This window comes from Streptomyces profundus, assembly GCF_020740535.1.
Classification (GTDB): domain Bacteria; phylum Actinomycetota; class Actinomycetes; order Streptomycetales; family Streptomycetaceae; genus Streptomyces; species Streptomyces profundus.
The window spans coordinates 1,560,078-1,585,910 of record NZ_CP082362.1 but is presented as its reverse complement, the minus strand read 5'-3'; the positions used below and the strand labels follow the sequence as shown (position 1 = coordinate 1,585,910).

General features: G+C 73.5%; 23 protein-coding genes. 14 read left to right on the top strand and 9 right to left on the bottom strand.

Features of this window, described 5'->3' with window-relative positions; genetic code table 11:
* Positions 1–50 precede the first annotated feature (50 nt).
* The gene (locus K4G22_RS06815; RefSeq protein WP_228078858.1) at positions 51–1,142 is read right to left on the bottom strand and encodes a tartrate dehydrogenase; all 1,092 of its coding nucleotides are present in this window, start codon (positions 1,140–1,142) and stop codon (positions 51–53) included.
* Between the two features lie 152 nt (positions 1,143–1,294).
* Between K4G22_RS06815 and K4G22_RS06810 the strand changes: the two genes are divergently transcribed.
* The 3 genes from K4G22_RS06810 to K4G22_RS06800 are packed head-to-tail and all read left to right on the top strand — an operon-like array spanning position 1,295 to position 3,326.
* Positions 1,295–2,107 (top strand): SDR family NAD(P)-dependent oxidoreductase, encoded by an 813-nt coding sequence (locus K4G22_RS06810; protein WP_228078856.1) that lies wholly within the window; start codon positions 1,295–1,297, stop codon positions 2,105–2,107.
* Positions 2,108–2,116: 9 nt separating this feature from the next.
* Entirely contained in the window at positions 2,117–2,527 is a 411-nt protein-coding gene (locus K4G22_RS06805; protein ID WP_228078854.1) for a VOC family protein, read from the top strand.
* A 1-nt stretch (position 2,528) separates the two neighbouring features.
* Positions 2,529–3,326, top strand: coding sequence for a polysaccharide deacetylase family protein (locus K4G22_RS06800; RefSeq protein WP_228078852.1), 798 nt, complete (start codon positions 2,529–2,531; stop codon positions 3,324–3,326).
* Between the two features lie 24 nt (positions 3,327–3,350).
* Here K4G22_RS06800 and K4G22_RS06795 read toward each other — a convergent pair whose 3' ends face one another.
* Positions 3,351–3,851 (bottom strand): Lrp/AsnC family transcriptional regulator, encoded by a 501-nt coding sequence (locus K4G22_RS06795; protein WP_228078850.1) that lies wholly within the window; start codon positions 3,849–3,851, stop codon positions 3,351–3,353.
* Between the two features lie 247 nt (positions 3,852–4,098).
* Between K4G22_RS06795 and K4G22_RS06790 the strand changes: the two genes are divergently transcribed.
* The 8 genes from K4G22_RS06790 to K4G22_RS06755 are packed head-to-tail and all read left to right on the top strand — an operon-like array spanning position 4,099 to position 13,932.
* Complete coding sequence (locus K4G22_RS06790; RefSeq protein WP_228078849.1) at positions 4,099–5,199, top strand: extracellular solute-binding protein; 1,101 nt, start codon at positions 4,099–4,101, stop codon at positions 5,197–5,199.
* Between the two features lie 6 nt (positions 5,200–5,205).
* Positions 5,206–6,081 (top strand): ABC transporter permease, encoded by an 876-nt coding sequence (locus tag K4G22_RS06785; RefSeq protein WP_228078847.1) that lies wholly within the window; start codon positions 5,206–5,208, stop codon positions 6,079–6,081.
* On the top strand, positions 6,078–6,878 hold the full coding sequence (locus tag K4G22_RS06780) for an ABC transporter permease (RefSeq protein WP_228078846.1): 801 nt from the start codon (positions 6,078–6,080) through the stop codon (positions 6,876–6,878). Before K4G22_RS06785 ends, K4G22_RS06780 begins: the two co-directional genes overlap by 4 nt.
* Positions 6,875–7,978: an ABC transporter ATP-binding protein gene (locus K4G22_RS06775; RefSeq protein WP_228078844.1), complete on the top strand. Its 1,104-nt coding sequence runs from the start codon at positions 6,875–6,877 to the stop codon at positions 7,976–7,978. Before K4G22_RS06780 ends, K4G22_RS06775 begins: the two co-directional genes overlap by 4 nt.
* Positions 7,975–9,630 (top strand): amidohydrolase, encoded by a 1,656-nt coding sequence (locus tag K4G22_RS06770; protein WP_228078842.1) that lies wholly within the window; start codon positions 7,975–7,977, stop codon positions 9,628–9,630. Before K4G22_RS06775 ends, K4G22_RS06770 begins: the two co-directional genes overlap by 4 nt.
* Positions 9,627–11,048, top strand: a complete 1,422-nt coding sequence (locus tag K4G22_RS06765) for an NAD(P)/FAD-dependent oxidoreductase (protein ID WP_228078840.1) — start codon at positions 9,627–9,629, stop codon at positions 11,046–11,048. Before K4G22_RS06770 ends, K4G22_RS06765 begins: the two co-directional genes overlap by 4 nt.
* A 56-nt stretch (positions 11,049–11,104) precedes the next feature.
* A complete protein-coding gene (locus K4G22_RS06760) occupies positions 11,105–12,580 on the top strand; it encodes a gamma-aminobutyraldehyde dehydrogenase (RefSeq protein ID WP_228078838.1) in 1,476 nt (491 codons plus the stop codon).
* Positions 12,553–13,932, top strand: a complete 1,380-nt coding sequence (locus K4G22_RS06755; RefSeq protein ID WP_228078831.1) for an aminotransferase-like domain-containing protein — start codon at positions 12,553–12,555, stop codon at positions 13,930–13,932. Before K4G22_RS06760 ends, K4G22_RS06755 begins: the two co-directional genes overlap by 28 nt.
* Here K4G22_RS06755 and K4G22_RS06750 read toward each other — a convergent pair.
* The 4 genes from K4G22_RS06750 to K4G22_RS06735 form a co-directional block, all read right to left on the bottom strand.
* The gene (locus tag K4G22_RS06750; protein ID WP_228078830.1) at positions 13,914–15,317 is read right to left on the bottom strand and encodes an aspartate aminotransferase family protein; all 1,404 of its coding nucleotides are present in this window, start codon (positions 15,315–15,317) and stop codon (positions 13,914–13,916) included. The two genes, K4G22_RS06755 and K4G22_RS06750, sit on opposite strands and share 19 nt — an antisense overlap.
* A gap of 11 nt (positions 15,318–15,328) precedes the next feature.
* Positions 15,329–16,801, bottom strand: coding sequence for a CoA-acylating methylmalonate-semialdehyde dehydrogenase (locus K4G22_RS06745; RefSeq protein WP_228078829.1), 1,473 nt, complete (start codon positions 16,799–16,801; stop codon positions 15,329–15,331).
* Positions 16,802–16,871: 70 nt separating this feature from the next.
* On the bottom strand, positions 16,872–18,053 hold the full coding sequence (locus K4G22_RS06740; RefSeq protein ID WP_228078828.1) for a damage-control phosphatase ARMT1 family protein: 1,182 nt from the start codon (positions 18,051–18,053) through the stop codon (positions 16,872–16,874).
* A 98-nt stretch (positions 18,054–18,151) separates the two neighbouring features.
* The gene (locus tag K4G22_RS06735; RefSeq protein WP_228078827.1) at positions 18,152–19,030 is read right to left on the bottom strand and encodes an aldo/keto reductase; all 879 of its coding nucleotides are present in this window, start codon (positions 19,028–19,030) and stop codon (positions 18,152–18,154) included.
* Between the two features lie 257 nt (positions 19,031–19,287).
* On the opposite strand from K4G22_RS06735, the gene K4G22_RS06730 reads away from it, so the two are divergent.
* Positions 19,288–20,205 (top strand): SDR family NAD(P)-dependent oxidoreductase, encoded by a 918-nt coding sequence (locus K4G22_RS06730; protein WP_228078826.1) that lies wholly within the window; start codon positions 19,288–19,290, stop codon positions 20,203–20,205.
* 34 nt (positions 20,206–20,239) lie between these two features.
* On the opposite strand, the gene K4G22_RS06725 is transcribed toward K4G22_RS06730, so the two are convergent.
* Together K4G22_RS06725 and K4G22_RS06720 are read right to left on the bottom strand one after the other, a co-directional pair.
* Positions 20,240–20,941, bottom strand: a complete 702-nt coding sequence (locus K4G22_RS06725) for a response regulator (RefSeq protein WP_228078825.1) — start codon at positions 20,939–20,941, stop codon at positions 20,240–20,242.
* Complete coding sequence (locus K4G22_RS06720) at positions 20,934–22,127, bottom strand: sensor histidine kinase (protein ID WP_228078824.1); 1,194 nt, start codon at positions 22,125–22,127, stop codon at positions 20,934–20,936. Before K4G22_RS06720 ends, K4G22_RS06725 begins: the two co-directional genes overlap by 8 nt.
* 201 nt (positions 22,128–22,328) lie before the next feature.
* Between K4G22_RS06720 and K4G22_RS06715 the strand changes: the two genes are divergently transcribed.
* Positions 22,329–24,419, top strand: coding sequence for an MMPL family transporter (locus tag K4G22_RS06715; protein ID WP_228078823.1), 2,091 nt, complete (start codon positions 22,329–22,331; stop codon positions 24,417–24,419).
* A gap of 4 nt (positions 24,420–24,423) precedes the next feature.
* On the opposite strand, the gene K4G22_RS06710 is transcribed toward K4G22_RS06715, so the two are convergent.
* Positions 24,424–24,672: a hypothetical protein gene (locus K4G22_RS06710; protein WP_228078821.1), complete on the bottom strand. Its 249-nt coding sequence runs from the start codon at positions 24,670–24,672 to the stop codon at positions 24,424–24,426.
* A gap of 72 nt (positions 24,673–24,744) precedes the next feature.
* On the opposite strand from K4G22_RS06710, the gene K4G22_RS06705 reads away from it, so the two are divergent.
* On the top strand, positions 24,745–25,722 hold the full coding sequence (locus K4G22_RS06705; RefSeq protein WP_228078820.1) for a LysR family transcriptional regulator: 978 nt from the start codon (positions 24,745–24,747) through the stop codon (positions 25,720–25,722).
* Positions 25,723–25,833 lie beyond the last annotated feature (111 nt).

Here is a 25,833-nt window from a genome sequence, read left to right as displayed (position 1 = left end):
CGGGGCGGTCGGCGCGGTGTTCTCGCGCCGAGCGTAGAGCCCGGGGCCGGTCAGTCGCCGAGGTGGTCGATCAGGGCCGCGGTGACATCGGCCGTGGTGGCGCTGCCGCCCAGGTCGCGGGTGAGGACGCCGGCCGCCGTGGTCGCGGCGATGGCCCTCTCCAGCCTGGCGGCCTCGGCCGGCAGTCCGAGGTGGTCCAGCATCAGCGCGGCGCTGCCCACCGCGCCGATCGGGTTGGCCACGCCCTGGCCTGCGATGTCCGGCGCCGAGCCGTGGACGGGCTCGAACATGCTGGGGAAGCGCCGCTCCGGGTTGAGGTTGGCGCTGGCGGCCAGGCCGAGGCTGCCGGCCAGCGCGCTGCCGAGGTCGGAGAGGATGTCGGCGTTGAGGTTGGAGGCGACCACGACCGAGAGCTCCTCCGGGTGGAGCACGAACTTCGCGGACATGGCGTCCACCAGCACGCTCTCCGTCGCCACGTCCGGGTAGTCGGCGGCGACGCGGCGGAAGACGTCGTCCCAGAGGACCATGCCGTACTGCTGGGCGTTGCTCTTGGTGACGCTTGAGACCTTGACGACCTCCCTGGTGCGGGCCAGGTCGAAGGCGAAGCGGATCACGCGTTCGCAGCCGACCTCCGTGAACAGGGCGCTCTGCACGGCGACTTCGCCGCCCGGGCCGCGTCCGGAGAGGTTGCGCCCGCCGAGCCCCGCGTACTCGCCCTCGCTGTTCTCGCGCACCACGACCCAGTCGAGGCGGTGCTCGTCGGCGGCGCGCAGCGGGCTGCGGACGCCGGGCAGGAAGCGGACGGGGCGGACGTTGGCCCACTGGTCGAAGCTCTGACAGATCCTCAACCGCAGGCCCCACAGGCTCACATGGTCGGGCACGGTCGGCCAGCCGACGGCGCCGAAGTAGATCGCGTCGAACGCCTCCAGGCGGGCCAGGCCGTCGTCGTCCATCATCCGGCCGGTGCGCGCGTGGTGGCCGCAGCCCCAGGGGAACTCCTCCCAGGCGAAGGAGAAGGCGCCGCCGGAGCCGGCGGCGAGCGCGTCGAGGACGGTGCGGCCGGCGGCCACCACCTCGGCGCCGACGCCGTCGGCCGGTATCGCCGCGATCCGCAGGACGCGGCCAGGGATGTCCGTGTTCATGGTGTCTCGTCGTCCCCTCGCGAGAATCGAAGAACGATCCCCGCATCTTGTTCAATTCGCAAAGTGTGCGTGCTAGCTTAACGGATCACGCGATCGGGCGGCTTGCCAGTCATGGAATTCGCCAACGATATGCCCAGGGAGTGCGGATGCGGATGAGAGACAGGGTCGCGGTGGTCACCGGGGCCGGCAGGGGCAACGGCGAGGCCATCGCCAGACGGCTGGCCGCCGAGGGCGCCCATGTGGTGCTGGGCGATCTGCTGCTCGACGAGGTGACCGGGGTGGCCGGGGACATCGAGGCGAAGGGCGGGCGCGCCACCGCGCTGCGCTGCGACGTGTCCCGCGAGGACGAGGTGGAGGCCCTGATGGCCGCCGCCGAGGAGCTGGGCGGCCCGCACGCGGTGGTGGCCCAGGCCGGCGCCCGGCACGAGGGCGGGCTGATGGCCACGGACCCGGCGAAGTGGGACGCCTTCATGGCCGTCGACGTGCGCGGCACCTATCTGTGCGCCCGCGCCGCCGTGCCCCGGATGCGTCGGCTGGGCGGCGGCAGCATCGTCACCATGTCGGGCACCTTCGCCATCGTGCCCGAGCCGGGGATCGCGGTGCAGGCCGCGGGGAAGGGCGCCATTCTGGCGCTCACCCGGGCGATCGCCGTCGAGCACGGGCCGGACAACATCCGCTGCAACGCGATCGTTCCCGGCTATATCGAGACACCGATGGTCGAGCGCTGGGCCAATGACCATCCCGACCCGGCCGCCGCGCGGCAGGCGGTCACCAGCATGCACGCGCTGCGCCGCCTCGGCACGCCCGAGGAGATCGCCGCCATGGCGCTCTTCCTCTGCTCGGACGAGTCCTCGTTCTCCACCGGCCATCCGTTCCCGGTGGACGGCGGGCTCTCCATCGGCATGAACAACATCTACGAGTTCGACGCGCTGCGCGGTAACACCGGGCGCGGACTGGACGCCTGAGGAGGGCCAGTGAACCTCGACAACATCGATCTGCTCTGCCGGGACGTCGACCGGATGGTCGACTTCTACCGCGATGTGGTGGGGCTGCCGCTCTTCCTGCCCTACGAGTCGGGTCAGGGCTGGGCGGCGTTCCAGGCCGGCGCCGTCACCCTCTACATCTTCGAGACCGGCTCCGCCGAGGCGCCGCACCGGCGGGTGCATGTGGCGGCCGACGACCCGCCGGGGCTCTCCGCCTTCGGACTGGCCGTGGCGGATCTGGACGCGGCCGTCGCCGCGCTGGACCCGAAGGTCACCTGGGCGGGGGAGGCCCGCAGTTGGCACCATCCCAGCGGGATCTGGTACCGCTTCCGGGCGTTCTACGACCCGGAGGGGAACGTCCTCAGCGTGACCGAGCCGCACAAGCGGCCGGCCGGGGCCTGAGGTGGAGTGGCCGTCGGGGGCGAGGTCGGCGTCCTGTCTGACCTTCGACCTGGACGCCGACGAGGTCTGGCTCGCCGAGGAGTCCAGCGCGGCACGCCGCCCCGGGCTGCTGTCGCAGGGGGTGTACGGGCCGCGCGTCGCCGTGCCGTTGGTGCTCGACGTGCTGCGCCGGTACGGGGTGCCGGCCACGTTCTTCGTGCCGGGCCGGGTCGCGGAGCGCTATCCGCACGCGGTGCGGCAGGTGTTGGACGCCGGCCACGAGGTGGCGCACCACGGCTACACCCACCGCTCGCCGGCCGGGTTGACCGTCCACGAGGAGGAAGAGGAGCTGGTCCGGGGCCTGGAGGCGCTGCGCGCCACCCATGGGGTGACCGCGCGCGGCTACCGCGCGCCGTCCTGGGATGTCAGCCCGCGCACCGTGGAGCTGCTGCACCGGCACGGGCTCGTCTACGCGTCGAACCTGATGGCGGACATCGTGCCCTACCGGCATCCGGGCACCGAGGTGGTCGAACTCCCCGTGCACTGGACCCTCGACGACGCCGCGCACTTCTGGTTCGCGCAGACCTCGTGGAGCCGGAAGATCGCCACCAACGAGGAGGCCGGCGCGATCTGGCAGGCGGAGGCCGCCGGCATCGACCGGCTCGGCGGGCTGTGTGTGCACACCTTCCATCCGCAGATCATCGGGCGGCCCGGGCGGCTCGAACTGCTGGAGCTGATCGTGCGGACGGTGGCCGAGAACGACGCCGTCTGGTCGGCCACCGCCGGCGAGATCGCGGACTGGGCCCGGGGCCCGGAGTGAACCCCGGGGCCCGGACGCCCGCCGTCACTCGCGGGGCACGGGCACATGCGCCTCGGGGCGTTGCCCGGCCGGGGCGTCGGGCACCCCCCAGCCATAGGCCATCTTGTGGATCTCCAGAATCAGGAACGTCTGCGTCGAGGTGATGCCCTCGATGTGGTGCAGGCGGTTGTTGAGGAGATCCGCGAAATGCGCGGTGTCCCGGCAGACCACCTCAAGCAGCAGGTCGAGATCCCCGCCGATGGACGCCACATAGCTCGCCTCGGGGAACTTGCCGACCCGGTCGGCGACTTCGCGCACCATCCCCGGGGTGACCCGGATGCCGACCATCACCATCAGGTCGAAGCCGATCTTCAGGGGGTCGGCGATCCCCACGACCTGCATGACCTTCTCCCGGGTCAGCCGCTGCACCCGGTACCTCACCAGCCCCTCGCTCACGCCCAGGTCGTTGGCGATCTGCGTGAACGGGCGCCGGCCGTCGCCCTGGAGCTGGGCGATGATCTGCCGGTCGATGTCGTCGAGCTCCACCTGGCCGCCTCTCACGGGTTACGAAATCCGCAACCAGAGTACGCGCGCCCTACGAATACGCCAAGAAGTGTTGACAGATTAACGAATATCAGTGGATTGTTCGGTCAAGCACCTCATAGCACGGCATGGCGTGTTCAACGCCGCTTGACCGGCGGGTCGGCTGATATCGACCCCAACTCCCCCTTGTCCCCTCGGTTTCCCGTCTCCGTCCCCCCGCCTCCCCGTTCGTCCTCAGGAAGGAATGGCCGTGAGAAGAACTCTGCGCACAGGCGCCACGACACTGGCGGTGGCCGGCCTCGGCCTCGCCGCCGCCTGCGGCGGCACCCCCGAACCAGGCGCGCCCGCCGGCGGTGGTGGCGGCGGTTCCTCGGACGTGGTCACCGTGGCCAGTTGGGGCGGGAGGTTCAGCGAGGCCATGGTCAGCGCCCTCGCCGAGCCCTTCACCGAGGAGACCGGCATCGAGGTGCGGGTGGTGGACAGCCCCGGCAACTTCGTCTCCCAGGTGCAGTCCCAGCACGACGCCGGCAACGTCCAGTGGGACATCGTGGACAGCGCCGCCTCGTCCGACGCCCAGTACCTCTACGACCAGGGCCTGCTCACGGCGCACCCGGACGGGCTGCGCTCGACCCTGGAGGCCGAGCTGGGCGAGGACAAGCTCAACGAGTACAGCTTCACCTTCGCCAACCACGCCTACGTCATCGCCTGCGCCGACGAGCGCGTCGAGGCGTGTCCGACCACCGTCGAGGAGTTCTTCGACACGGAGGACTTCCCCGGCCGCCGGATGATGCCGGGCGACGCCTCCTCCTACAGCCAGCTGATCACCATCCTCGGCCAGGCCGCCGGCAACCCCGTCGACGCCGCGCTGCCCGTGGACCTCGACACCGCGCTCGACGAGCTGCGCGGCATCAAGGACGACGTCCGCGTCTGGTGGACCTCGGGCGACCAGATGGAACAGGCCCTCCAACAGGGCGAGGCCGATCTGGGCTTCATGTACAGCGGGCGGGCCTTCAACCTCGTCGACAACGGCCTCGACCTCACCGTCAACTGGGCCGGCGTCTACACCCCCGGCCACACCGCGCTGGTCGCCGACAGCCCCAACCCGGACGGCGCCGCCCAGTTCCTGGAGTGGATCGCCAGCCACCCCGAGGCCCAGGCCGAGTGGTCGCAGATCATGAACTACAGCGTGCCGCACCCCGAGGCGCTGGAGGCGCTGCCGGCCGAGGAGGCCGAGCGGCTCTCCGACTGGCCCGCCAACCGCGCGCTGATCGCCGACCAGAACGTCCCCTGGTACCTGGAGCACAAGCAGGAGATAGACCGGGGCATCCAGCAGCTCATCCAGGGCGGCTGACCCGCCATGACAGTCGTCACCGCGAAGGAGGCCAAGCCGTGGGACCACCGCGCCGGCGTGGTCACCGGGCTGCTGATGGCGGCTCCGCTGCTCATCGGGCTCGTCCTGTTCGTCGGCTACCCGCTGGTGCGCATCTTCCTCGACGCCTCCTCCGGCGGTGACCTGTTCGGCCGCTACGCGAACGTCCTCAGCGACGACGTCAGCCGGCGGGCGCTCCTCGCCACGCTGCGCACCAGCGCCGTCGTGGTGCTCGTCGCCACCGTGCTGGGCACCGCGATCGCCTGGACGCTGCATGTCACGGAACGCCGCTGGCTGCGCGTCCTGCTGTGGACGGTCGCCCTCGTCCCGTTCTGGCTCGGCGTGATCGTCAAGAACTACTCCATCTACCTGATGCTGTCGGCGAACGGTCCGATCAACGGGCTGCTCACCGACCTCGGCCTGATCGACCGCCCGTTGAACCTCCTCTACACCCAGACGGCGATCGTCGTGGGCATCGCGTACTCGCTGGTGCCCTATGCGGTGCTGTCGCTCTACGCGGCCTTCATGCATATCGACAAGGAACTCCTCAACGCGGCACAGGCGTTGGGCGCCAGCCGGGTCCGCGCCCTGGCGACGGTCGCCTGGCCGCTCGCCAGGGGCGGCGTGGCCGCGTCCATGGCGCTGGTCTTCGTGCTCTCCATCGGCTTCTATGTCACGCCGATCCTGCTGGGCGGCGCCCAGACGCCGTTCATGGCCACCCAGATCTCCCAGCAGATCTTCAACCTGTACGACTACCCGGGCGCCGCGGCGAGCGCGGCGGTGCTGCTGCTGATCGCGGTCACCGTGGTCGGCGGGGTCCTCGCCCTCGTCGGCGGGCGCACCGTGAAGGCGGCCCTGCGATGAGGGCCGGACGCGTGGCCGACCGCGTGCTGCGCGGCGTCGGGCTGACGATCACCACGCTCGCCGTGCTCTTCGTGCTGGCCCCCGTGCTGCTGACGGTGGTGCTGTCGTTCGCCAACGACCCCAGCATCACCTTCCCGCCGGAGAGTTGGGGCGTCGACCGCTGGACCGACCTGGCCGGCAGCGAGAAGTGGCGCACCGCGCTCTGGCTCTCCGTCCGCCTCGGCGTCTGTAGCGCGCTGCTGGCCATGGTGGTGTCCGTGCTGGCGCTGCTCGCCGTCCACCGCAGCCGGCTGCGGTTCGGCGGGGTGCTCGAACAGGTCAGCCTGATCACCCTGATCGTCCCGATCTCCGCCTACGCCGTCGCGATGTACATGGTCTTCGCGCAGTACGAGCTGCTCGGCACCTTCCACGGCCTGGTCCTGGCGCACGCCATGCTCTCCGTGCCGCTGGTGATGCTGGTCGGCGGCGCCGCGCTGCGCAGCGTCCCCATCGAACTGGAGCTGGTCGCCATCACGTTGGGGGCCAGCCGGGTCAGGGCCTGGACCGGCATCACGCTGCGGCTCGCGCTGCCGGCGCTGGCCGGCGGCTTCGTGATGGCCTTCCAACACAGCTTCGAGGAGGCCGTGCTGATCAACTTCATCGGTGGGCCCGGCCTGGTGACCCTGCCCAAGGCCATCTTCGACTCGGTGCAGTTCGGCAGCGACCCGGTGATCACCGCCATCGCCGCGGCCATCGTGCTTGTCTCTTCCGCCGTCGTGGCCGTCCCGCTCGCCCTGGCCAGAGGAGCCAAACGATGATGACCAACCCCGAAGAGCCCGCCGTCGAACTGACCGGGCTGAGCAAGAGGTTCGGCGATGTGCAGGCGATCAGCGACCTCGACCTGACCGCGCGCGGCGGCGAGCTGATCAGCATCCTCGGCGCCTCAGGATCCGGCAAGACCACCCTGCTGCGGCTGGTCGCCGGCTTCGAGGCGCCGACCACGGGATCCATCCGGCTGCACGGCCAGGAGGTGGCCAGCCTCAGCCCGGCGGAACGGGAGATCGGCATGGTCTTCCAGAACTACGCCCTCTTCCCGCACCTCACCGTGCGCCGCAACATCGAGTACGGGCTGCGGATGCGCGGCTGGAACCGGGAGCGGCGCGTGGCCCGCTCCGCCGAACTGCTGGCACGGATGCGACTCGACGCGCTCGGCGACCGGCTGCCCAGGCAGCTCTCCGGCGGCCAGCAGCAGCGGGTGGCGATCGCCCGCGCCCTGGCCTACTCGCCCCGACTGGTCCTGATGGACGAGCCGTTGGGCGCGCTGGACAAGGCGCTCAAGGAGAACCTGCTGGCCGAGATCCGGCGGGTGCACCGGGAGTTCGGCACCACCATCCTCTATGTCACCCACGACCGGGAGGAGGCGCTGACCCTCTCCGACCGGGTCGCGATCATGCGCGACACCCGGCTGGTGTGCGTCTCGCCGGTCCGCGAGCTCTATCTGGACCCGCCCAACTCCTACGTCGCGGAGTTCTTCTCCCAGTCCAACGTCATCCCGCTGACCGGCGAACCGGCCGCGCTGACCCGGCGGGGGCCCGAGGACGCCGATGTCACGCTCGGCGGCCGGGCGCACACCCTGCCGCTGACCGGGCACGCCGCCAGGAGCGAGGAGCTGGCCCTGGTCATCAGGCCGGGACAGGTGCGGCCGGCGGCGGGCGAGAAGGATCTGCCGCTCCCCGGCACCGTCAGCGATCTGGTCTTCCTCGGCGACACCGTGCACCTGCGCGTCGCCGTGCCCCGACTGGCCAAGCCGGTCAGCGCGTTGGCGCCCGCCGACGCCGTCGCCGGGCTCGCCGTCGGGGACGACGTCGTCCTCGGCCTCCCGCCCGAGCACCTCCGACTCCTCCCGGAGCACGCATGATCCTCTCCCCGGCGAACCGGCCCCCCGACACCGTGCTCCTCGGCGGCGCCGTGTGGGTCGGCGACGCCGCCGGCAGCCTGGTCTCCGGGCTCGCGGTCACCGACGGCGTCGTCACCGCCCTCGGCACCGAGGACGCGGTCGCCTCGCTGGCCGGCCCGGCGACCGAACGGGTCGCGCTGGACGGCCGGTTCGTCGTCCCCGGGTTCATCGACGCCCATCTGCACGCCATCAAGGGCGGCATGGAACGACGCCAGTGCGATCTGCTGGGCGCGGCGACGCTGGCCGAGGTCACCGACACGGTTGCCCGCTACGCCGCCGAACACCCGGCGGAGCCCTGGGTGTTGGGCGGCGGCTGGTCCATGGACGTCTTCCCCCGGGGCATCCCGCACGCCCGGCTGCTCGACCAACTCGTCCCCGACCGGCCCGCGTTGCTCTACAGCCGGGACCACCACACGGCATGGGTGAACAGCGCGGCGCTGCGGCTGGCCGGCATCGACGCCGAGACGCCGGAGCCACCCGGCGGCCGGATCGACCGCGACCAGGACGGCACCCCGTGCGGCGCCCTCCAGGAACGCGCGATGTTCCTCGTCTCCGCCCTGCTGCCGGCCCGCTCCCGCGAGGACTGGCTGGCCGGCCTCCGCGAGGCGCAGCGCCATCTGCACGCGCTGGGCGTGGTCGGCTGGCAGGACGCCAAGGTGCTGCACCAGCCCGCCGACGCCGAGGTGTACGCGGCGCTCGCCGACCGGGGCGAGCTGACGGCACATGTCGTGGGCGCCCAGTGGTGGGAGCCCGACGGCGGGCCCGCCCAACTGGAGCGGCTGCGCGCGGTACGCGCCGAACACGCCCGCCCGGGGCTGCGGTTCGACTCCGTCAAGCTGATGCTGGACGGCGTCTGCGAGACGCACACCGCCGCCCTGCTGACGCCCTATGTCAACCTGCCGGAGCCGGACAACCACGGCATCGCCTACTACGACCAGCGCACCCTGGACGAGACCGTCGCCGCGCTGGACGCGGCCGGGTTCCAGGCACACTTCCACACGGTGGGCGACGCCGCCGTCCGGCAGGCGCTCGACGCCGTCGCCCACGCGCGGCGGGTCAACGGCGACACCGGGGCGCGCCACCACCTCGCCCATGTCCAGGTGGTGCACCCGGCGGACGTGGGCCGGTTCCGGCCGCTGCGGGTCGGTGTCAACGCCCAGCCGCTGTGGGCCAGGCACGAACCGCAGATGACCGAACTCACCATCCCCTACCTGGGCGCCGAACGCACCGGCTGGCAGTACCCGTTCGGGTCCCTCGCCAGAAGCGGCGCGGTGCTGGCCATCGGCAGCGACTGGCCGGTCTCGACGCCCGACCCGCTGGCGCTGCTCCAGGTGGCCGTCAACCGCCTGCCGGTGCCACGCCCCGACCGGCCGGGCGCGCCGCCCGAGGTCTTCCTGCCCGACGAACGTCTCACTCTGAAAGCGGCCATGAACGCCTACCAGCTGGGCAGCGCCTATCTGAACCACTCCGAACACCGCCACGGCTCCCTGGAGTTGGGCAAACAGGCGGATCTGGTCCTGCTCGACCGCGACCCGTTCGCCGCGCCCGACCAGATCTGGCGGGCCACCGTGCTCCAGACCCGGGTCGCCGGACGGGTGGTGTTCGCCCGATGAGCTGGCCGAAGCTGGCGCTCGCCGACGCCTCCCCGACGCCCTACTGGCTGGACACCGGCGTGCCGGGCCACGAGCCGGGCACCACCGTCCAGCCGCGCCTCACCTCCCATGTCTCCGCCGACCTGGTCGTCGTCGGCGGCGGCTACACCGGGCTGTGGACGGCGCTGCTCGCCAAGGAGGAGAACCCCGACCTCGACGTGGTGTTGCTGGAGGCGCGCACCGTCGGCCACGCCGCGTCCGGACGCAACGGCGGCTTCTGCGCGGCGAGTCTCACCCATGGGCTCGCCAACGGTCTCGAACGCTGGCCCGACGAGCTGCGGCGCCTTGAGGAGTTGGGCCTCGCCAACCTCGACGCCATCGAGGAGACCGTCCAACGGCACGGCATCGACTGCGAGTTCGAGCGCACCGGGGAGCTGCGGGTCGCCACCGAGCCCTGGCATCTGCCGCTGCTGCGCGAGGGCGCCGCCGCCGCCCGCGACGTCGGCGTCGACCGGACCTTCCTCGACCAGGAGGCCACCCGGGCCCTCGTCGACTCGCCCACCTATCTGGGGGCGTTCTGGAGCCCGAGGGACTTCGCCCTGGTCCATCCGGCCAAGCTGGCCTGGGGGCTGCGCGACACCTGCCTGCGGCTCGGCGTGCGCATCCGCGAGCACTCGCCCGTCACCCGTGTCGAGCGGAGCGCGAAGCCAGCGGGCGCGCTGCGCCTGCACACCCCGTGGGGGTCGGTGCTCGCGCCCCGCGTGGCATGGGGGACGGGCGCCTTCCCCGGGCCGCTGCGGCGGCTGCGCTCCTATGTCGTCCCCGTCTACGACTACGCCATGGTCACCGAGCCGCTGACCGACGAGCAGCTGGCCGCCATCGGCTGGCGCGACCGGCAGGCGCTCGCCGACGCGGGCAACCTGTTCCACTACTACCGGCTGACCGCCGACAACCGCGTCCTGTGGGGCGGTTACGACGCGATCTACCACTACGGCGGCCGGATAGCCGACCGCCTGGACCAGCGGCCGGAGACCTTCCACACCCTCAGCCGGCACTTCTTCGAGACGTTCCCCCAGCTGACGGGGGTGCGCTTCACCCACACCTGGGGTGGCGTGGTGGACACCTCCAGCCGGTTCACCGCGCTCTACGGCACCGCCTACGACGGGCGTTTGGCGTACTCCGTCGGCTACACGGGCCTGGGCGTCGCCGCCACCAGGTTCGGCGCCCGGGTCACGCTCGACCTGCTGCACCGGCGCCGCACCGAGCTGACCGAACTCGCCATGGTGCGCCGCAAACCGCTGCCGTTCCCGCCTGAGCCGCTGCGCTACGTCGGCGTCCAGCTCACCCGCCGCGCCATCGCCCGCGCCGAGGCCGACGGGGGCCGCCGCAACCTGTGGCTGCGCACCCTGGACCGGTTCGGCATGGGGTTCGACTCGTGACACCCCCCGCGCCAGGACATCGTCGGGCGCGGGCCACGAACGGAGACATCCAAGACATGTACCAGTACATCGACGGGGCCAGGGTGGCCGGCAGCGCGCCCGACACCGGCCGGATCGTCGACCCGTCGACCGGCACCGTGCTGGCCGCCCCCGCGCTGGCCTCTCCCGCGGACGTCGACCGCGCGGTCGACGCCGCCCGCCGGGCGTTCCCCGGCTGGTCCCGCGCCACCCCGGGCGACCGCTCCGCCGTCCTGACCAGGGCCGCCGAGCTGCTCTCCGCCCGCGCCGCCGAACTGGCCGCGGCCGAGACGGCGGAGACCGGCAAACCGATCCGGCTGGCCCGCGAGTTCGACGTGCCCGGATCCATCGACAACGTGGCGTTCTTCGCCGGCGCGGCCCGCCAGCTGGAGGGAAAGGCCACCGCCGAGTACTCGGCCGACCACACCTCGTCGGTGCGGCGCGAACCGATCGGCGTGGTCGCCGCCATCGCGCCGTGGAACTACCCGCTCCAGATGGCCGTCTGGAAGGTCCTGCCGGCCATCGCCGCCGGCAACACCGTGGTCCTCAAGCCCGCCGAGACCACCCCCACCACCGCGCTGCGGCTGGCCGAGACCCTCACCGAGGCCGGCCTCCCGCCCGGCGTGGTCAACGTGCTGACCGGCACCGGGCCGACGGCCGGCGCTGCGCTGGTGGCCCACCCCGAGGTGGACGTGGTCTCGTTCACCGGGTCGACCGCCGTCGGCCGCCTGGTGATGGCGGCAGCCGCCACCAGCGGGCCCAAGCGCACCCACCTCGAACTCGGCGGCAAGGCCCCGTTCCTGGTGCATGACGACGCCGACCTGACGGCGGCCGTGCACGGCGCGGTCGCCGGCAGCCTCATCAACGGCGGGCAGGACTGCACGGCGGCGACCCGCGCCCTGGTGCACCGCTCCCGCTACGCCGAGTTCGTCGACGGCGTCGCCGAGCTGTACCGGGCCGTGCGGATCGGCCCGCCGGCCGACGACGCCACCGACCTGGGCTCGCTGATCTCCCTCGCCCACCGCGACCGGGTCGCCGCCCTGGTCGACCGGGCCGGCGACCACGCCCGGATCGTCACCGGCGGCACCGTGCCGGGCGGCGAGCTCGCCCGGGGCGCCTACTACCCGCCGACGCTCGTCGTGGACGTCACCCGGGAGAGCGAGATCGTCCGCCAGGAGGTGTTCGGCCCGGTCCTGACCGTGCAGCCCTTCGACAGCGACGAGGAGGCGCTGCGGCTGGCCAACGACACCCCCTACGGCCTGGCCGCCTCCGTGTGGACGAGGGATGTCTACCGGGCCGCCGAGGCCACCCGGCGGATCGCCGCCGGCTGCGTCTGGGTCAACGACCACATCCCGATCGTCAGCGAGATGCCGCACGGCGGATACCGCGCCTCCGGCTTCGGCAAGGACATGTCCGCCTACTCCTTCGAGGAGTACACCAACGTCAAGCACGTCATGCAGGACCTGACCGCCAGGGACGTCAAACCGTGGCACCGGACCGTCTTCACCCACTGAACCGCGCGGTGCTGTCCGCGATCGAGGAGCGGCTCGACCACGGCACGGCGCGCGGCCTCGCCCACGCCGTGCGGCACGCGATGCGGGACGGCGCGCTCCCACCCGGCACCCGGCTGCCGCCGATCCGTCAGGTCGCCGACCAGCTGGCGCTCTCCCCGACCACGGTCAGCGCCGCCTGGTCGACGCTCGGCGGGGCCGGCGCCATCCGCACCAACGGGCGCGGCGGCACCGTGGTCACCGCCCGCTCCGAACCGGGCCCCGTGCGCTACCGGCAGGCCGTCGGCGGCCCGGCGCCCGCCAGGCTCGACCTCTCGACGGGCATCCCCGACCCCGCGCTCCTGCCCGACCTGAGCCGGGCCTTCGCCCGACTCACCACGGCCGGCGGCGGGTCGAGCTATCTGGACGAGCCGGTGCTGCCCGAGCTGCGCGCCGCCCTGCGCGCCGACTGGCCCGGGCCGCACACCGAGCTGATGGTCACCGACGGCGCCCTGGACGCGCTCGACCAGGTGGCCCGCGTGGTGCTGCGCCCCGGCGACGTGGTGGTGCTCGAAGACCCCTGTTTCCCGCCGCTCGCCGACCTGTTGGAGGCCGGCGGGGTCCGGCTGGTCGGCGTGCCGATGGACGACGAGGGGCTCGACCCGACGGCGCTCGCTGAGGCGCTGCGCCAGCCGACGGCCGCCGTCTTCCTCCAGCCCAGGGCCCAGAACCCCACCGGCGTCTCGATGACGGAACGCCGCGCCGCCCGGCTGGCCCGGCTGGTCAGGGACGCCGGCGCGCTGGTCGTCGAGGACGACTCGGCTGGCGCCGTGGCCACGACGCCGCCGCTGACCCTGGCCCGCTGGCTGCCGGAGAGCACCGTGCACATCCGCAGCTTCTCCAAGTCCCACGGCCCCGACCTGCGGTTGGCCGCGATGAGCGCCCCCGCCACGCTGACCGGCGACCTGCTGGCGCGGCGCCAGCTGGGACAGGGCTGGAGCAGCCGCGTCCTCCAGCGGGTGCTGGCCACGCTGCTCACCGATCCCGCCTCCCGCGCCCAGGTGGCGGCGGCCCGCGCCACCTACGCGGCGCGCCGCCTGGCGCTGCTCGACGCGCTGGCGGCGGCCGGCATGCCGCCGCTCGACCGGGCGGCGGACGGCGTCAACCTGTGGCTGCCGGTCCGCGACGAGGCCGTCGCGGTCGCCCGGCTCGCCGCCGAGGGGCTGCTCGCCGCCCCGGGGGCCCCGTTCCGGCTGCGCCCTGGCGCCACCCCCCATCTGCGGGTCACCGCCGGCCTGGTGCGCCAACCCGAGGCGGTGGCCAGGGCGTTGGCCACCGCCTCGGGACTCGCGGAAGATCAGCCGGCGACCGTGTAGCGGTCCGTCACGGTCAGCGCCTGATCCAGGATCTCAAGCCCCTCCCGCACCTCGTCGGCCGACACGGTGCAGGGCGGCACCACATGGGTGCGGTTGAAGTGCGTGAACGGCCACAGCCCGGCCTCGCGACAGCGCGCGGCGAACCGCGCCATCGGCTCGGCGGCGGCGCCCGACGCGTTGAACGGCACCAGCGGCTCCCTGGTCTCCCGGTCCCGCACCAGCTCCACGGCCCAGAAGACGCCGAGCCCCCGCACGTCCCCCACCGACGGATGCCGCCGAGCCAACGCGCGCAGCCCGGGGCCGATCACCTCGTCGCCCAGCCGCCGCACATGCGCCAACAGCCCCTCCTCCCGGAAGACGTTGATCGAGGCGATCGCCGACGCGCAGGCCAACGGGTGCCCCGAGTACGTCAGTCCCCCCGGATAGGGCCGCTCGGCGAAGGTGTCGGCGACCGCGTCGGAGAGCACCACGCCACCCAGCGGCACATAGCCGGAGTTGACGCCCTTGGCGAAGGTGATCAGATCGGGCACCACGCCCCAGGCGTCCACGGCGAACCACTCGCCGCACCGTCCGAATCCGGCCATCACCTCGTCCGCGATCAGCAGGATGCCGAACTCGTCGCACAGCGCCCGCACCCCGGCGAGATAGCCCGGCGGCGGCACCAGGACGCCGTTGGTGCCGACGACCGTCTCCAGCAGCACGGCGGCCACCGTGTGCGGGCCCTCCACCTCGACGGTGGCCCGCAGATGGGCCAGCGCCCGCTCCGACTCCTCCGCCTCCGACGTCGCGTGGAACGCGGACCGGTAGGGATAGGGCCCCCAGTAGTGCACCACGCCGGGGGAGCCCGGCTCGGATGGCCAGCGGCGCGGGTCCCCGGTCAGCGCGATGGCGCCAGCCGTCGCCCCGTGGTAACTCCGGTACGCCGCGAGGACCTTGTGCCGTCCGGTGTGCAGCCGCGCCATCCGGACGGCGTTCTCGTTGGCCTCGGCGCCGCCGTTGGTGAAGAACACCTTGTTCAGTCCCGGCGGCGCCACCTCGGCGATGAGCCGCGCCGCCTCGCCACGCGCCTCGTTGGCGAAGCCGGGCGCCAGCGTGGTCAACCGGCCGGCCTGCTCAGCGATGGCGGCCACCAACGCGGGGTGCTGGTAGCCGATGTTGACGTTGACCAGCTGCGAGGAGAAGTCCAGATAGCGGCGCCCCGACAGGTCCCAGAAGTAGGAGCCGCTGGCCCGCGCCACCGGCAGCGGGTCGATCAGGTCCTGCGCCGACCAGGAGTGGAAGACATGCGCCCGGTCCAGGCGCCGCACCCGCTCCTCGACACTCTCGGCGCCCGGCTCGCGCCCGGCACCGGCTTCGGAAGGGGCTGGGGAATCGGCTTCGGTCATGGCGGAACTCCTCACCTGGTCTGCGGAAAGCCCAGGTCGACGGACGAGGTGGCCGGGTCGGGCCAGCGCGTGGTCACGACCTTGGCGCGGGTGTAGAACGACAGCCCCTCGGGCCCGTACATATGGACATCGCCGAAGAGCGACGCCTTCCAGCCACCGAACGAGTAGGAGCCGATCGGCACCGGAAGCGGCACGTTGACGCCCACCATGCCGATCTGGGCCTCCTCGGTGAAGCGCCGCGCCGCGCCGCCGTCCCGGGTGAACACGGCCGTGCCGTTGCCATAGGGGTTCGCGTTGACCAACTCCACGGCCTCGTCGAAGGTGTCCACCCTGACCACGGAGAGCACCGGACCGAAGATCTCGTCCTGGTAGACGCTCATCTCCGGAGTCACATGGTCAAGAAGCGTCGTGCCGAGGAAGAAACCCGGCGCGGGTGCCGGGGCCGTCCGCCCGTCGGCCACCACCGTCGCGCCCTGCGCCTCGCCGGCCGCCACATAGCCGGCGACCCGGTCCCGGTGCTCCCTGGTGATCAACGGGCCCATGTCCACACCGAGGCGCACCTCGGGCAGCCGCTCGCCGATCGCCCGCACCAGCGCGTCACCGATCCCGCCGACCGCCACCGCGACCGAGAGCGCCATGCACCGCTCGCCGGCCGACCCGTAGGCGGCCGACACGAGGGCGTCGGCCGCCACGTCGACATCGGCGTCCGGCAGCACCACCGCGTGGTTCTTCGCCCCGCCCAACGCCTGGACCCGCTTGCCCTGGTCCGTCCCCGTCCGGTGGACGTGCCGGGCCACCGGCGTCGAGCCGACGAAGCTCACCGCCGCCACATCCGGGTGCCGCAGCAGCGCGTCCACCGTCTCCCCGTCGCCCTGGAGGACGTTGAACACGCCGTCGGGCAGCCCGGCCTCCTGCCAGAGCCGCGCCAGGAACAGCGCGGCCGACGGCACCTTCTCGCTCGGCTTCAACAGGAACGCGTTGCCGGCGGCGATCGCGTTGCCGCACATCCACAGCGGCACCATCGCGGGGAAGTTGAACGGGGTGACGCCGACGACCACCCCGAGCGGCTCCCGCACGCTGTGCACATCGACGCCGGTCGCCGCCCTGGCCGAGTGGTCGCCCTTCAACAGGTGGGGCACGCCGGCGGCGAACTCGATGTTCTCAAGCCCCCGGCGCACCTCGCCCACCGCGTCGGCGTGCACCTTGCCGTGCTCGGCCACGATGACCGAGGCGAGTTCATCGGTGTGCCGGTGCAGCAGCTCCCGGAACGCGAAGAGGACGGCGGCGCGGCGCGAGAGCGAACTGCCGCGCCAGGCCGACGCGGCGCGCACGGAGTCGGCGACCGCCGCCGTCACATCGTCGGCCGAGGCCAGCGTGGTCTCGCCGGTCCGCTCGCCGGACGTGGGATCGTGCACGGGCGCGCCGCGCCCCGAGGTGCCGGCTCGCGTCGCGCCCGAGATCCAGTGGGTGATGAGCTTGGTCATACCCGAATCCTGGGCGCGCCGACGGCATCGGTTCAACGCCCCTATGTGCTGTCACAAACCGCGCGCCGGTTCAGCTCGCCACCTGGACGAGGGCGTGGCTGCCGCCGGTGCGCCAGGGCGCTTCGGCGGTGTCGGCGCTGTCCAGGGCCGCCAGGGTCTCCGGGGTGAGGCCGACGATCACATCGGACTTGAGGGTGCGCAGCGCGGCGACCGGCCCGGGGAAGGCGGCGGTTCGCGCGGCGAACGGCGAGGTCGCCGGCCAGCGGCGATCGCCCACCAGGCGGCGGTAGTTGAGGTCGCCCTTGACGATCGTCAGGTCGGCGCCCGCGAGTTGGCGCCGCAGGTCGTCCGGCATCCCGTCGAAGGGCAACGGCGCGCAGAGGAAGGGGTGCGCGTCGACGGTCAGCCGGCCGGTGGCGACGGCCGCCCAGAGCCGTTCGCCGACCGCCCCCGCCTGCCCGGGCGCGGCGCGCAGCCGGCGCAGCGCGGCGACCACGTCCGCCGTGGTCGCGTCGGACACGTAGTACGGCACCGGCTTGATGTGCAGCGCCACGCGCGCCGCGCCGCCCTCGTCGAGCAGGTGGTCGATCAGCACCAGGTCGGGGACGAGCTCCCGGCCCGCGTTGTCCGCGACGAACGCCACCTCGGCCGGCGCCCTCCCGTCCAGCAGGGACCAGAGCGCCGCCTGGTCGTCGGCGACCAGCGGCGCGTCCCCCGCGCCGCCGCCGGTGGCGGCGCCACCGGCGGCGAAGCTGAGGTCGGCGCGGTTGCCCCAGAGCGAGGCGCCCAGCAGCGCCGCCCGCCGCTCCCCGGCGGGCCGCCCCACCAGCTGGTCCAGGGCCGCGAGCTCGGCGTCGACGGCCGCGCCCTCCAGCTCGGCCGCCTTGGCGGGCCCGAACGGGTCGACGCCGCGCCAGGGCCCCGGGCCGAAGTAGTCGACGGCGGACAGGAGTTGGCGGTAGAAGTAGCTCTCGGCCCAGAGGAAGGGCACCTCCGGCCAGGGCCGCCCGAAGTGCGGGCGCCCCCAGACGTCCCACGCCGCCCGGTCGTGCGCTTCCGGCGCCGGCGGTTCGACGACTCCCTCGGTGATCTCCACCAGCAGCGTGTCCAGCGCCCGGTGGTGCGCCGGCGGCCTGGGCAGGGCGTCCCGCACCTGCTGGACGATCGCCGGGTTCCGGCGGGTGAGGACGCCATGGGCGAACGATCCCGGCGGGTTGCCCAGGATCACGGGCGCTTCGTCTGTTCCTGACACGCTGTCGTTCCCTCCGGGGGCGCGGGCGGGGCCGCCGGTCAGTCTCGCAGCACCCGGGCGTGCCGACCGGTCCGAGGGGGCCGAGCCGTCCGAGCCGGTCAGGAGAACGAGTCGAGGCGCACCTTCGCCGGATCGGGCCCGCCGCGTCGGCCGCCGTCCAGGGCGTCGACGGCCGCGACCTCGTCGTCGGTCAGGGCGAAGTCGAACACGTCGAAGTTCTCCTTGACACGGTGTTCCTTGACCGACTTGGGGATGGCGCTCAGACCGTGTTCGAGGTGCCAGCGCAGCAGCACCTGCGCCGGGGTCTTGCCGTACTTCTCGGCGATGTCGACGACCGTGGGCGAGCGCAGCGGGTCGGTTCCCTGGTCGGCTCCGCCGCCGTAGCGGTTGACGCCGCCGATCGGGGACCACGACTGGGTGACGATCCCGAAGCGTGCGTCGAACTCGCGCAACTCCCGCTGGATGAACAGCGGATGCAGCTCCACCTGGTTGACGGCCGGGACGATCTCGGTGCGCTCCATCAGCCGCGTCAGGTCCTCGGTCCCGCTGTTGCAGACGCCGATGGCGCGGACCCGGCCGTCGGCCAGCAGCTTCTGCGCCGCCTCGTAGGCGGCCACGGTCGTGTCGAAGGCGGACGGGACCGGCCAGTGCAGCAGGTACAGGTCCACGTAGTCCAGGGCGAGTTTGGCCAGGCTGCGGTCGAAGGCGCGCAACGCCTCGTCGTAGCCGTAGTCGGTCAGCCACAGCTTGGTCGTCACGAACACCTCCTCCCTGACCACGTCGGAGCGGCGCAGGCCCTCGCCGACCTCCGTCTCGTTGCCGTAGGCGGCGGCGGTGTCGATCAGCCGGTAGCCCTCCCGCAGCGCGGCCTCCACGGCCGGCACGGTCTGCTCCGGCGGGCTCTGGTACACACCGAGGCCGAGGGCCGGCATCCCGACGCCGTTGTTGAGCTGGAGAACGGGCGCGAACGTGGTCATGGCGCTCCTGTCAGGGAGGGGGACGGCCGACGGAGGGGACATGTCCACCCTGCGGCAGCCGGCCGCCCGCTGCGACCGGAGTGGCGGCCTGGTACGCCAACCGGACGATGGGCCCGTCCGTCCCCCGGGCGCGTTCCCGGCGATCTTCCACCGGACGTTCCAGCGGACGTTCCAGCGGTCGGTCAGCGGCGCCACGTTGCCTGTGGGCGGGGCCCGGACGGCGGGTCCCTGGTGGACGAGCAGGAGTGGAGAGCCGGATGGGACAGCTGACTGACAGGGGCCCGAGCCGACGGCTGGCGGTGGGTGCTGCGGCGGGGCTCGCCGTCGGCGGCCTGGCGGCGACGGCCGGCACCGCGCGGGCGGCCGAAGGGGACGGCGGCGGCGGTGGCGGCGGCCGGTACGAGGGCAGGTCGGTGCTGATCACGGGCGCGACCTCCGGCATCGGGCGGGCCGCAGCGGTCGCCTTCGCCCGGGAGGGCGCCCGCGTCGCCTTCTGCGGGCGCCGGGCGGAGCTCGGCCGCGCGGTGGAGCGCGAGATCAGGGCGAGCGGCGGCGAGGCCACCTATGTCGAGGCCGACGTGCGCCGCCCGGACGACGTGCGCTCCTTCGTGGACCGGGCGGTCGACCGCTACGGCGGCCCGGACATCGCGCTCAACAACGCGGGCATCCAGCTCCCGTTCACCGATCTGCACGAGGTGACGGTCGAGGAGTGGGACGAGGTCGCCGGCACCAACATCCGGGGCGTCTTCCTCGCCCTGAAGTACCAGATCCCGCACATGCGGGCGGCCGGCGGCGGGGTCATCCTGATCACCGGGTCGAGCAACCAGTTCGCGACCAGGAATGGGCTCGGCTCCTACACGGCGGCCAAGAACGGCGTGACCGGCCTCGTCCAGGCCGCCGCCCTGGAGAACGCGGCCCACGGCATCCGCGTGGTCGCCATCGCGCCGGGGATGACGGACACGGAGATGCTCGACGTGCACCGTCCCGAGGGCCTGACGGACGAGGAGTGGGCGGCGACCAAGGCGGTCTTCGCCGAGCAGGGCGTGGACGCGCTGAAGCGGATGGCCGCGCCCGAGGAGATCGCCGCCGTGGCGCTCGCCCTGGCCTCGGACGCCTTCTCCTACCAGACGGGCACCACCGTCTCCGTCGACGGCGGTCAACTCGCCGGGCTCTGACGCCCTGCTCTGACGCCCTGCTCTGAGGCCCCGCTCAGCGGCCCGTGCGGTGGGCCAGCACGGCGGCCTGTGCCCGGTCGCGGCAGCCCGTCTTGGCCAGCAGCCGGCTGACATGGCTCTTGACGGTGTGCTCGGAGACGGTGAGCCGGGCGGCGATCTCGGCGTTGCTCAGGCCCTCCCCGATGAGGGCCAGCACATCCCGCTCGCGCGGGGTGAGCGTGGCCAGCAGCTCCGCTCGCGCCGGGTCCCGCGTCCGGGCCGCGCGCGCCTCGGCGTAGCCACGGATCAGCCGTCCGGCGACGCTGGGGCTGAGCGCGCCGTCGCCCGCGGCGGTGGCGCGTACCGCGGCGGTGATCTCCTCGTAGGCCGCGCTCTTCAGCAGGAAGCCGGCGGCCCCGGTGCTGAGCGCCTCGTCGACATACTCGTCCAGGTCGAAGGTGGTGAGCACCAACACCCTGGTGGTGGCGAGCAGTTCGCGCTCCGCGAGGCGGGCGAGGGTCCACAGCCCGTCGCGTACCGGCATCCGCACGTCCAGCATCAGGACGTCGGGCCGCAGGTCGGTGACGAGGCGCAGCGCGTGCTCGCCGTCGCCGGCGGTGCCGACGACGACCAGGTCGGGCTGGGTGTGCAGCATCAGCCGCAGCCCGTCCCTGACGACCCGCTCGTCGTCGGCGATCACCACCCGCACCCGGCGATCGGTGTCGGTGGGCGCTGGGGAGCCGGGCGGTTCAGACACGGGGTTCCTCCGGGGTCGGCAGCGTGGCGGTGACCTCGAACCCGCCGTCCTCGGCCGGTGCGGCGGCCAGCGCGCCGCCCAGCGCGGTGACCCGTTCCCGCAGCCCGATCAGGCCGCTGCCGGCGCCGGGCGTCGGCGTGTGGCCGGCCGGTGGGGCGCCGCAGTGCACGCCGAGGCGCGCCAGACCGTCGGCGACCTGGCCCGCCAGCGTGACGGGCGCCCCGGGCGCGTGGCGGCGGGCGTTGGCCAGGCACTCCTGGAACAGCCGGTAGGCGGCGAGTTGCGCCGGCTTGCCGAGCCGGTCCAGCTCGAGGGCCAGGCGCAGCAGGACGGGGGTGCCGGCCCGCTCGGCCTCGCGCACCAGCGCCGGCAGCCCGCCGAGGTCGGGCGCCGGGCCGCGCGGCGCGGCCCGGCCGGTCTCGTCCCGCAGCACGCCGAGGAGTTCGCGCATCTCGGCGGTGGCCCGGCGCCCGGCGGCGGCCATCGCGTCGATGTCCTCGCGGGCCCAGGGCGGCAGTTCGCCGGCCCTGGCGCGCAGCGTCTCGGCGTGCACCACCAGCAGCGTCAGCGAGTGCGCCGCGACATCGTGCATGTCGCGGGCGATGCGCCCCCGTTCGGCGGCGGCGGCGCGCTCGGCGTGGAGCCGCTGGTCGCGCTGCGCGTCGTCCGCGCGGCGCTCGGCGGCGGCGAGCAGATCGCGCCGCCCGCGCGTGGCCAGGCCCAGTGCCCAGGCCGCCGGCAGCGGCGCGACCAGCGCCAGCACGTCCGAGCCGCCGCGCCAACCGTCGGGCGCCGTCGCGTGGTTGACGCCGACGCCGATCAGGGTCAGCGCCGCCCCGCCGGCCAGCGCCAGCACCGAGCGGCGCGGCGGCGTGTGGGCACCGACGGCGTAGAGCGCGAAGGCGAGCGGCAGCACGGCCAGCGGGCTCAGCTTGGTCTCCGAGGCGGCCAGCACCACCTCGGCGGTCGCCAACGCGGTGAGCAGGCAGCCGAGCGCGGTCAGCGGCCAGCGCCGGCGGACGGTGAGCGCGACGGCGGCCACCGCGCAGTAGAGCCCGAGGCCCAGCCAGGCGGCGCCCGAGGTGTCGGTGGTGGCCTGGTCGATCAGCGCTGGCACCAGCGCGGCCGGCACGATCGCCGCGTCGGCGGGGCCCGCCGCGCGGCGGGGCTCGGACGCGTCGGACACGGCGGCCTCCGTTCACCACCGATCCGGGCGGCGGTTCCGTTCGGTTCGGTACCGCGAGCCTATGCGGAGGGCGCGCCGCTCCGCCTCACTCCCGGGAGTGCCCCCGTCGCCCCCGGCTGGTCCTCGGGAGTGAGAGCGCGCGGCCTGGGTGCGTCCCCCTCGGCGATGCCGGGGACCGGGCGCGGCGGGCCCAATGGGGGCATGACCGATCCAGCCCCCGCTCCCGCCCCCGCCACCAGCCGTCTCGGCCGGCTGCTGCGCCGCGCCAAATGGCCGCTGCTGATCGCCTGGTTGGCGCTGGCCGCGTTGGCGACCTCGTTCGCCGCGAACCTGGACGAGGTGCTGCGGGACGACTCGGCCGCCTATCTGCCGTCGGGGTTCGAATCGAGCGAGGTGGCCAGGCTGGCCGAGCCCGACCCCGAGCATCCGGACGCGGAGACCGCCCTGGTGGTGCACAGCAGGGAGGACGGGGCCGGGCTGACGGTCGAGGACCGCCGGGCCGTCGAGGCGGATCTGGCGGCGGTGGCCGGCGCGCCCGTGGAGGGGGCGGGCGCGCCGGGCCCCGTGCGGCTGTCGGACGACGGGCGGGCAGCGCTCTTCCCCGTGGTGGTCCAGCCGGCGGAGGCCGGCGACGACACCGTCGACGAGGCGGTCGCCGCGCTGCGGTCCCTGCTGGCGGAGCGCGAACGGCCGGCCGGTCTCACGGCGCGGGTGGCGGGCGAGGCCGCCCTCGGCGTGGACAACAGCGGCGGGGACGTGGACACGCCGCTGCTGCTCACCTCCATGGCGATCGTCGCCGCGCTGCTGCTGCTCACCTACCGCAGCCCGGTGCTGTGGCTGGTGCCGCTGTTCGCCGCGCTGGTCGCGGTGTTGACGGCCAGGGGCGTCGCCTACGGCCTGGCCGAGGCGGGGCTGGCCGTGACGGAGCTGTCGTCGGCGATCCTGATCGTCCTGGTCTTCGGGACGGCGACGGACTACGCGCTGCTGCTGCTCAACCGCTACCGGGAGGAGTTGGCCCAGGTCACCGACCGGCACGAGGCGATGGCCGAGGCGCTGCGCCGCACCACGCCCGCGATCCTGGCCAGCGCCGGCACGGTGATCGCCGGCCTGCTCTGTCTGCTGGTCGCCGACCTGGCCGGGTTGCGCGGGCTCGGGCCGGTCGCGGCGGCCGGCGTCGCGGTGGCGATGCCGGCGATGCTGACGCTGCTCCCCGCGCTGCTGCTCTGCGGCGGGCGGTGGCTGCTGTGGCCGCGGGCGCCGCGTCCCGGCCGGCCGGCCGGCACCGACCGGCACCGTCTCTGGGGCGCGGTGGGGCGGGCCGTGGTGCGCCGGCCCCGCCGGTACGCGCTGCTGGTCACGGCGGGGCTGGCGCTGGCCGTGTGGGGGCTGACCGGGCTGCGGGTGAGCGCCGATCCGGTGGACAAGGTGCCGCCGGGCGCCGAATCGGTCGCCGGGCAGGAGGTGTTGGCCGCGCACTTCCCCGACGGCGTGGCGGCGCCGCTGACCGTGGTGCTGCCGCCGGGCGCCGACGACGACCTGCTGGAACGCGCCGGGCGGGTGGTCGCGGATGACGCCAGGGTCGCCGGCGTCTCGGCGGGCGACGAGGTGGCGGGGCGGCCCACGCTGCGCGTCGAGCTCGCCGTCGACCCCTATGGGAACGAGGCCGGTTCGGCCGTCGACACGCTCCGCGCCGAGCTGGCGGAGGTGTCCGACGGGGTGCTGGTCGGCGGGATGCCGGCGGTCCAACAGGACTACCGGGACGCGGCGTTGGCCGACACCAAGCGGATCGTGCCGCTCGTCCTGCTGGCCGTCACCCTGGTGCTGGCGCTGCTGCTGCGGTCGTTGGTCGCGCCGCTGGTGCTGATGGCCGCCAACGTGCTGTCGTTCGCTGCCTCGTTGGGCCTGGCCACGCTGGTGTTCACGCATGTCCTCGGCTTCGGCGGGGTGGCCGCCGACCTGTTCGTCTATATCTTCGTGTTCCTGGTGGCGCTGGGCGTGGACTACACGATCTTCCTGATGGAGCGGATCCGGGAGGAGCGGCGGCAGGTGCCGAACACGGAGGCGGTGCGGCGGGGCGTCACCGCGACGGGCGGGGTGATCACCGCGGCCGGACTGGTGCTGGCGGGCACGTTCGCGGCGCTGGGACAGATCCCGGATGTGACGGTGGCCGAGGTCGGCATCGCGGTGGCGATCGGCGTCCTGGTGGACACCCTGCTGGTGCGTTCGCTCCAGGTGCCGGCGTTCGTCACGCTGTTGGGCGACCGCACCTGGTGGCCGGGCCGGAGGGGCTGAGCGCTCAGTCGCAGAGCGGGCAGCCGGGGGTGCGCGCGCCGGCGGTGAGGGTGGGGCCGGAAGCCGTCGGAGCTGCCGGGGCCGCCGGAGCCGCCGGGGCTTGCGGGGTGAGTGCCATCCGGAGCCGTCCGCAGGCGCAGCGGCTCCAGCTGACGGTGCCCTCGCTGGTGGCGTGCCGGGAGAGTTCGGTGGCGGCGGGCGACTGGTCCTCGGGGTTGGTCGGCGTGCTCGCCGTGGGGATCGTCGTGGTCATGGGGAAAGTCTGGCCGGGGCAACCGTGTACGTCCATTGCACGTTTCCCCGGTCGTATGTGCAAAATGACTGTATGATTGATCTGCGGCGAGTTCAGGTGCTCAGGGCCGTCCACCAGCACGGAACGGTGACGGCCGCGGCTGCCGCACTCCATCTCACCCCCTCCGCCGTCTCCCACCATCTGCGGGAACTGGCCAAGGAGTTGCGGGTCCGGCTGGTCGAACCGCAGGGGCGCCGCATCCGGCTCACCGGTGCCGCGCATCTGGTGATCGAACACGGCGACCGGCTGCTCGCCGGCTGGGAGGAGGCCGAGTCGGCCCTGGAGTCCTACCGCGCCGGAGAGGCGGGCCTCCTGCGCATGTGCGGGTTCCCCAGCGCGGTGGCCAACCTGATCACCCCGGCCGTCGCGCTGCTCGCCAGGACCCACCCGGGGCTCCGCGTCCAGGTCGCCGAATGCGAGACGGTCGACGGCTTCGACATGCTGATGTCCACCCACGCCGATATCGCGCTGCTCGCCCCCTCAGCCGACTTCCCCGACCAGGGAGACGCACGGTTCGACCAACTGCCGCTGGTCGACGACCCGTTGGACCTGATGGTCGGCGCCGACCACCCGCTGGCCACCCGTTCCTCCGTCGCCCTGGAGGAACTCGCCGACGAGGACTGGGTGTTGCCCGCGCCCGGCACCTGCGACCACCACCAGCGGGTGCTGGTCTTCTGCGCCGTCGCCGGCTTCACCCCGCGCGTGGTCCACTCCGTCAAGGAGTGGTACGCCATCTCGTCGCTGATCAGCCACGGCCTGGGCATCTCGCTCTTCCCCCGGCTCGCCGAGTTCCCGCCCAGCCACCGCGTGGTCCGCGTCCCCATCGCCGGCGAACGAGGACTGGCCCGCCGCATCCTCAGCTGCGTACGCAGCGGCAGCCGCGCCCACCCCCTCGTCCGCCACGGCCTCGCCGCCCTTGAGGAGGCCGTCGCCGCCCACCCGTTGCTCGCCGGGACCGCCCCCGACCTCCGTCCGGCGCGTCCGGCGCCGGGGCACGTCCGGATCGCGTAGGACATCGCGTAGGACAGGGCCGCGCGCCGCACCGAAGGAGCCGGTAAACGTCGAACCCCGCACGGGGGAACTGGTTAGGATGCCTGGCAGAACCTGTTCGGGCGACCTCCC

Excerpts from the sequence above, each read along its gene's own strand:
- K4G22_RS06815 (WP_228078858.1), bottom strand. The coding sequence starts at position 1,142 with ATGAACACGGACATCCCTGGCCGCGTCCTGCGGATCGCGGCGATACCG.
- K4G22_RS06810 (WP_228078856.1), top strand. The coding sequence starts at position 1,295 with ATGAGAGACAGGGTCGCGGTGGTCACCGGGGCCGGCAGGGGCAACGGC.
- K4G22_RS06785 (WP_228078847.1), top strand. The coding sequence starts at position 5,206 with ATGACAGTCGTCACCGCGAAGGAGGCCAAGCCGTGGGACCACCGCGCC.
- K4G22_RS06780 (WP_228078846.1), top strand. The coding sequence starts at position 6,078 with ATGAGGGCCGGACGCGTGGCCGACCGCGTGCTGCGCGGCGTCGGGCTG.
- K4G22_RS06775 (WP_228078844.1), top strand. The coding sequence starts at position 6,875 with ATGATGACCAACCCCGAAGAGCCCGCCGTCGAACTGACCGGGCTGAGC.
- K4G22_RS06770 (WP_228078842.1), top strand. The coding sequence starts at position 7,975 with ATGATCCTCTCCCCGGCGAACCGGCCCCCCGACACCGTGCTCCTCGGC.
- K4G22_RS06765 (WP_228078840.1), top strand. The coding sequence starts at position 9,627 with ATGAGCTGGCCGAAGCTGGCGCTCGCCGACGCCTCCCCGACGCCCTAC.
- K4G22_RS06760 (WP_228078838.1), top strand. The coding sequence starts at position 11,105 with ATGTACCAGTACATCGACGGGGCCAGGGTGGCCGGCAGCGCGCCCGAC.
- K4G22_RS06750 (WP_228078830.1), bottom strand. The coding sequence starts at position 15,317 with ATGACCGAAGCCGATTCCCCAGCCCCTTCCGAAGCCGGTGCCGGGCGC.
- K4G22_RS06745 (WP_228078829.1), bottom strand. The coding sequence starts at position 16,801 with ATGACCAAGCTCATCACCCACTGGATCTCGGGCGCGACGCGAGCCGGC.
- K4G22_RS06735 (WP_228078827.1), bottom strand. The coding sequence starts at position 19,030 with ATGACCACGTTCGCGCCCGTTCTCCAGCTCAACAACGGCGTCGGGATG.
- K4G22_RS06730 (WP_228078826.1), top strand. The coding sequence starts at position 19,288 with ATGGGACAGCTGACTGACAGGGGCCCGAGCCGACGGCTGGCGGTGGGT.
- K4G22_RS06715 (WP_228078823.1), top strand. The coding sequence starts at position 22,329 with ATGACCGATCCAGCCCCCGCTCCCGCCCCCGCCACCAGCCGTCTCGGC.
- K4G22_RS06710 (WP_228078821.1), bottom strand. The coding sequence starts at position 24,672 with ATGACCACGACGATCCCCACGGCGAGCACGCCGACCAACCCCGAGGAC.
- K4G22_RS06705 (WP_228078820.1), top strand. The coding sequence starts at position 24,745 with ATGATTGATCTGCGGCGAGTTCAGGTGCTCAGGGCCGTCCACCAGCAC.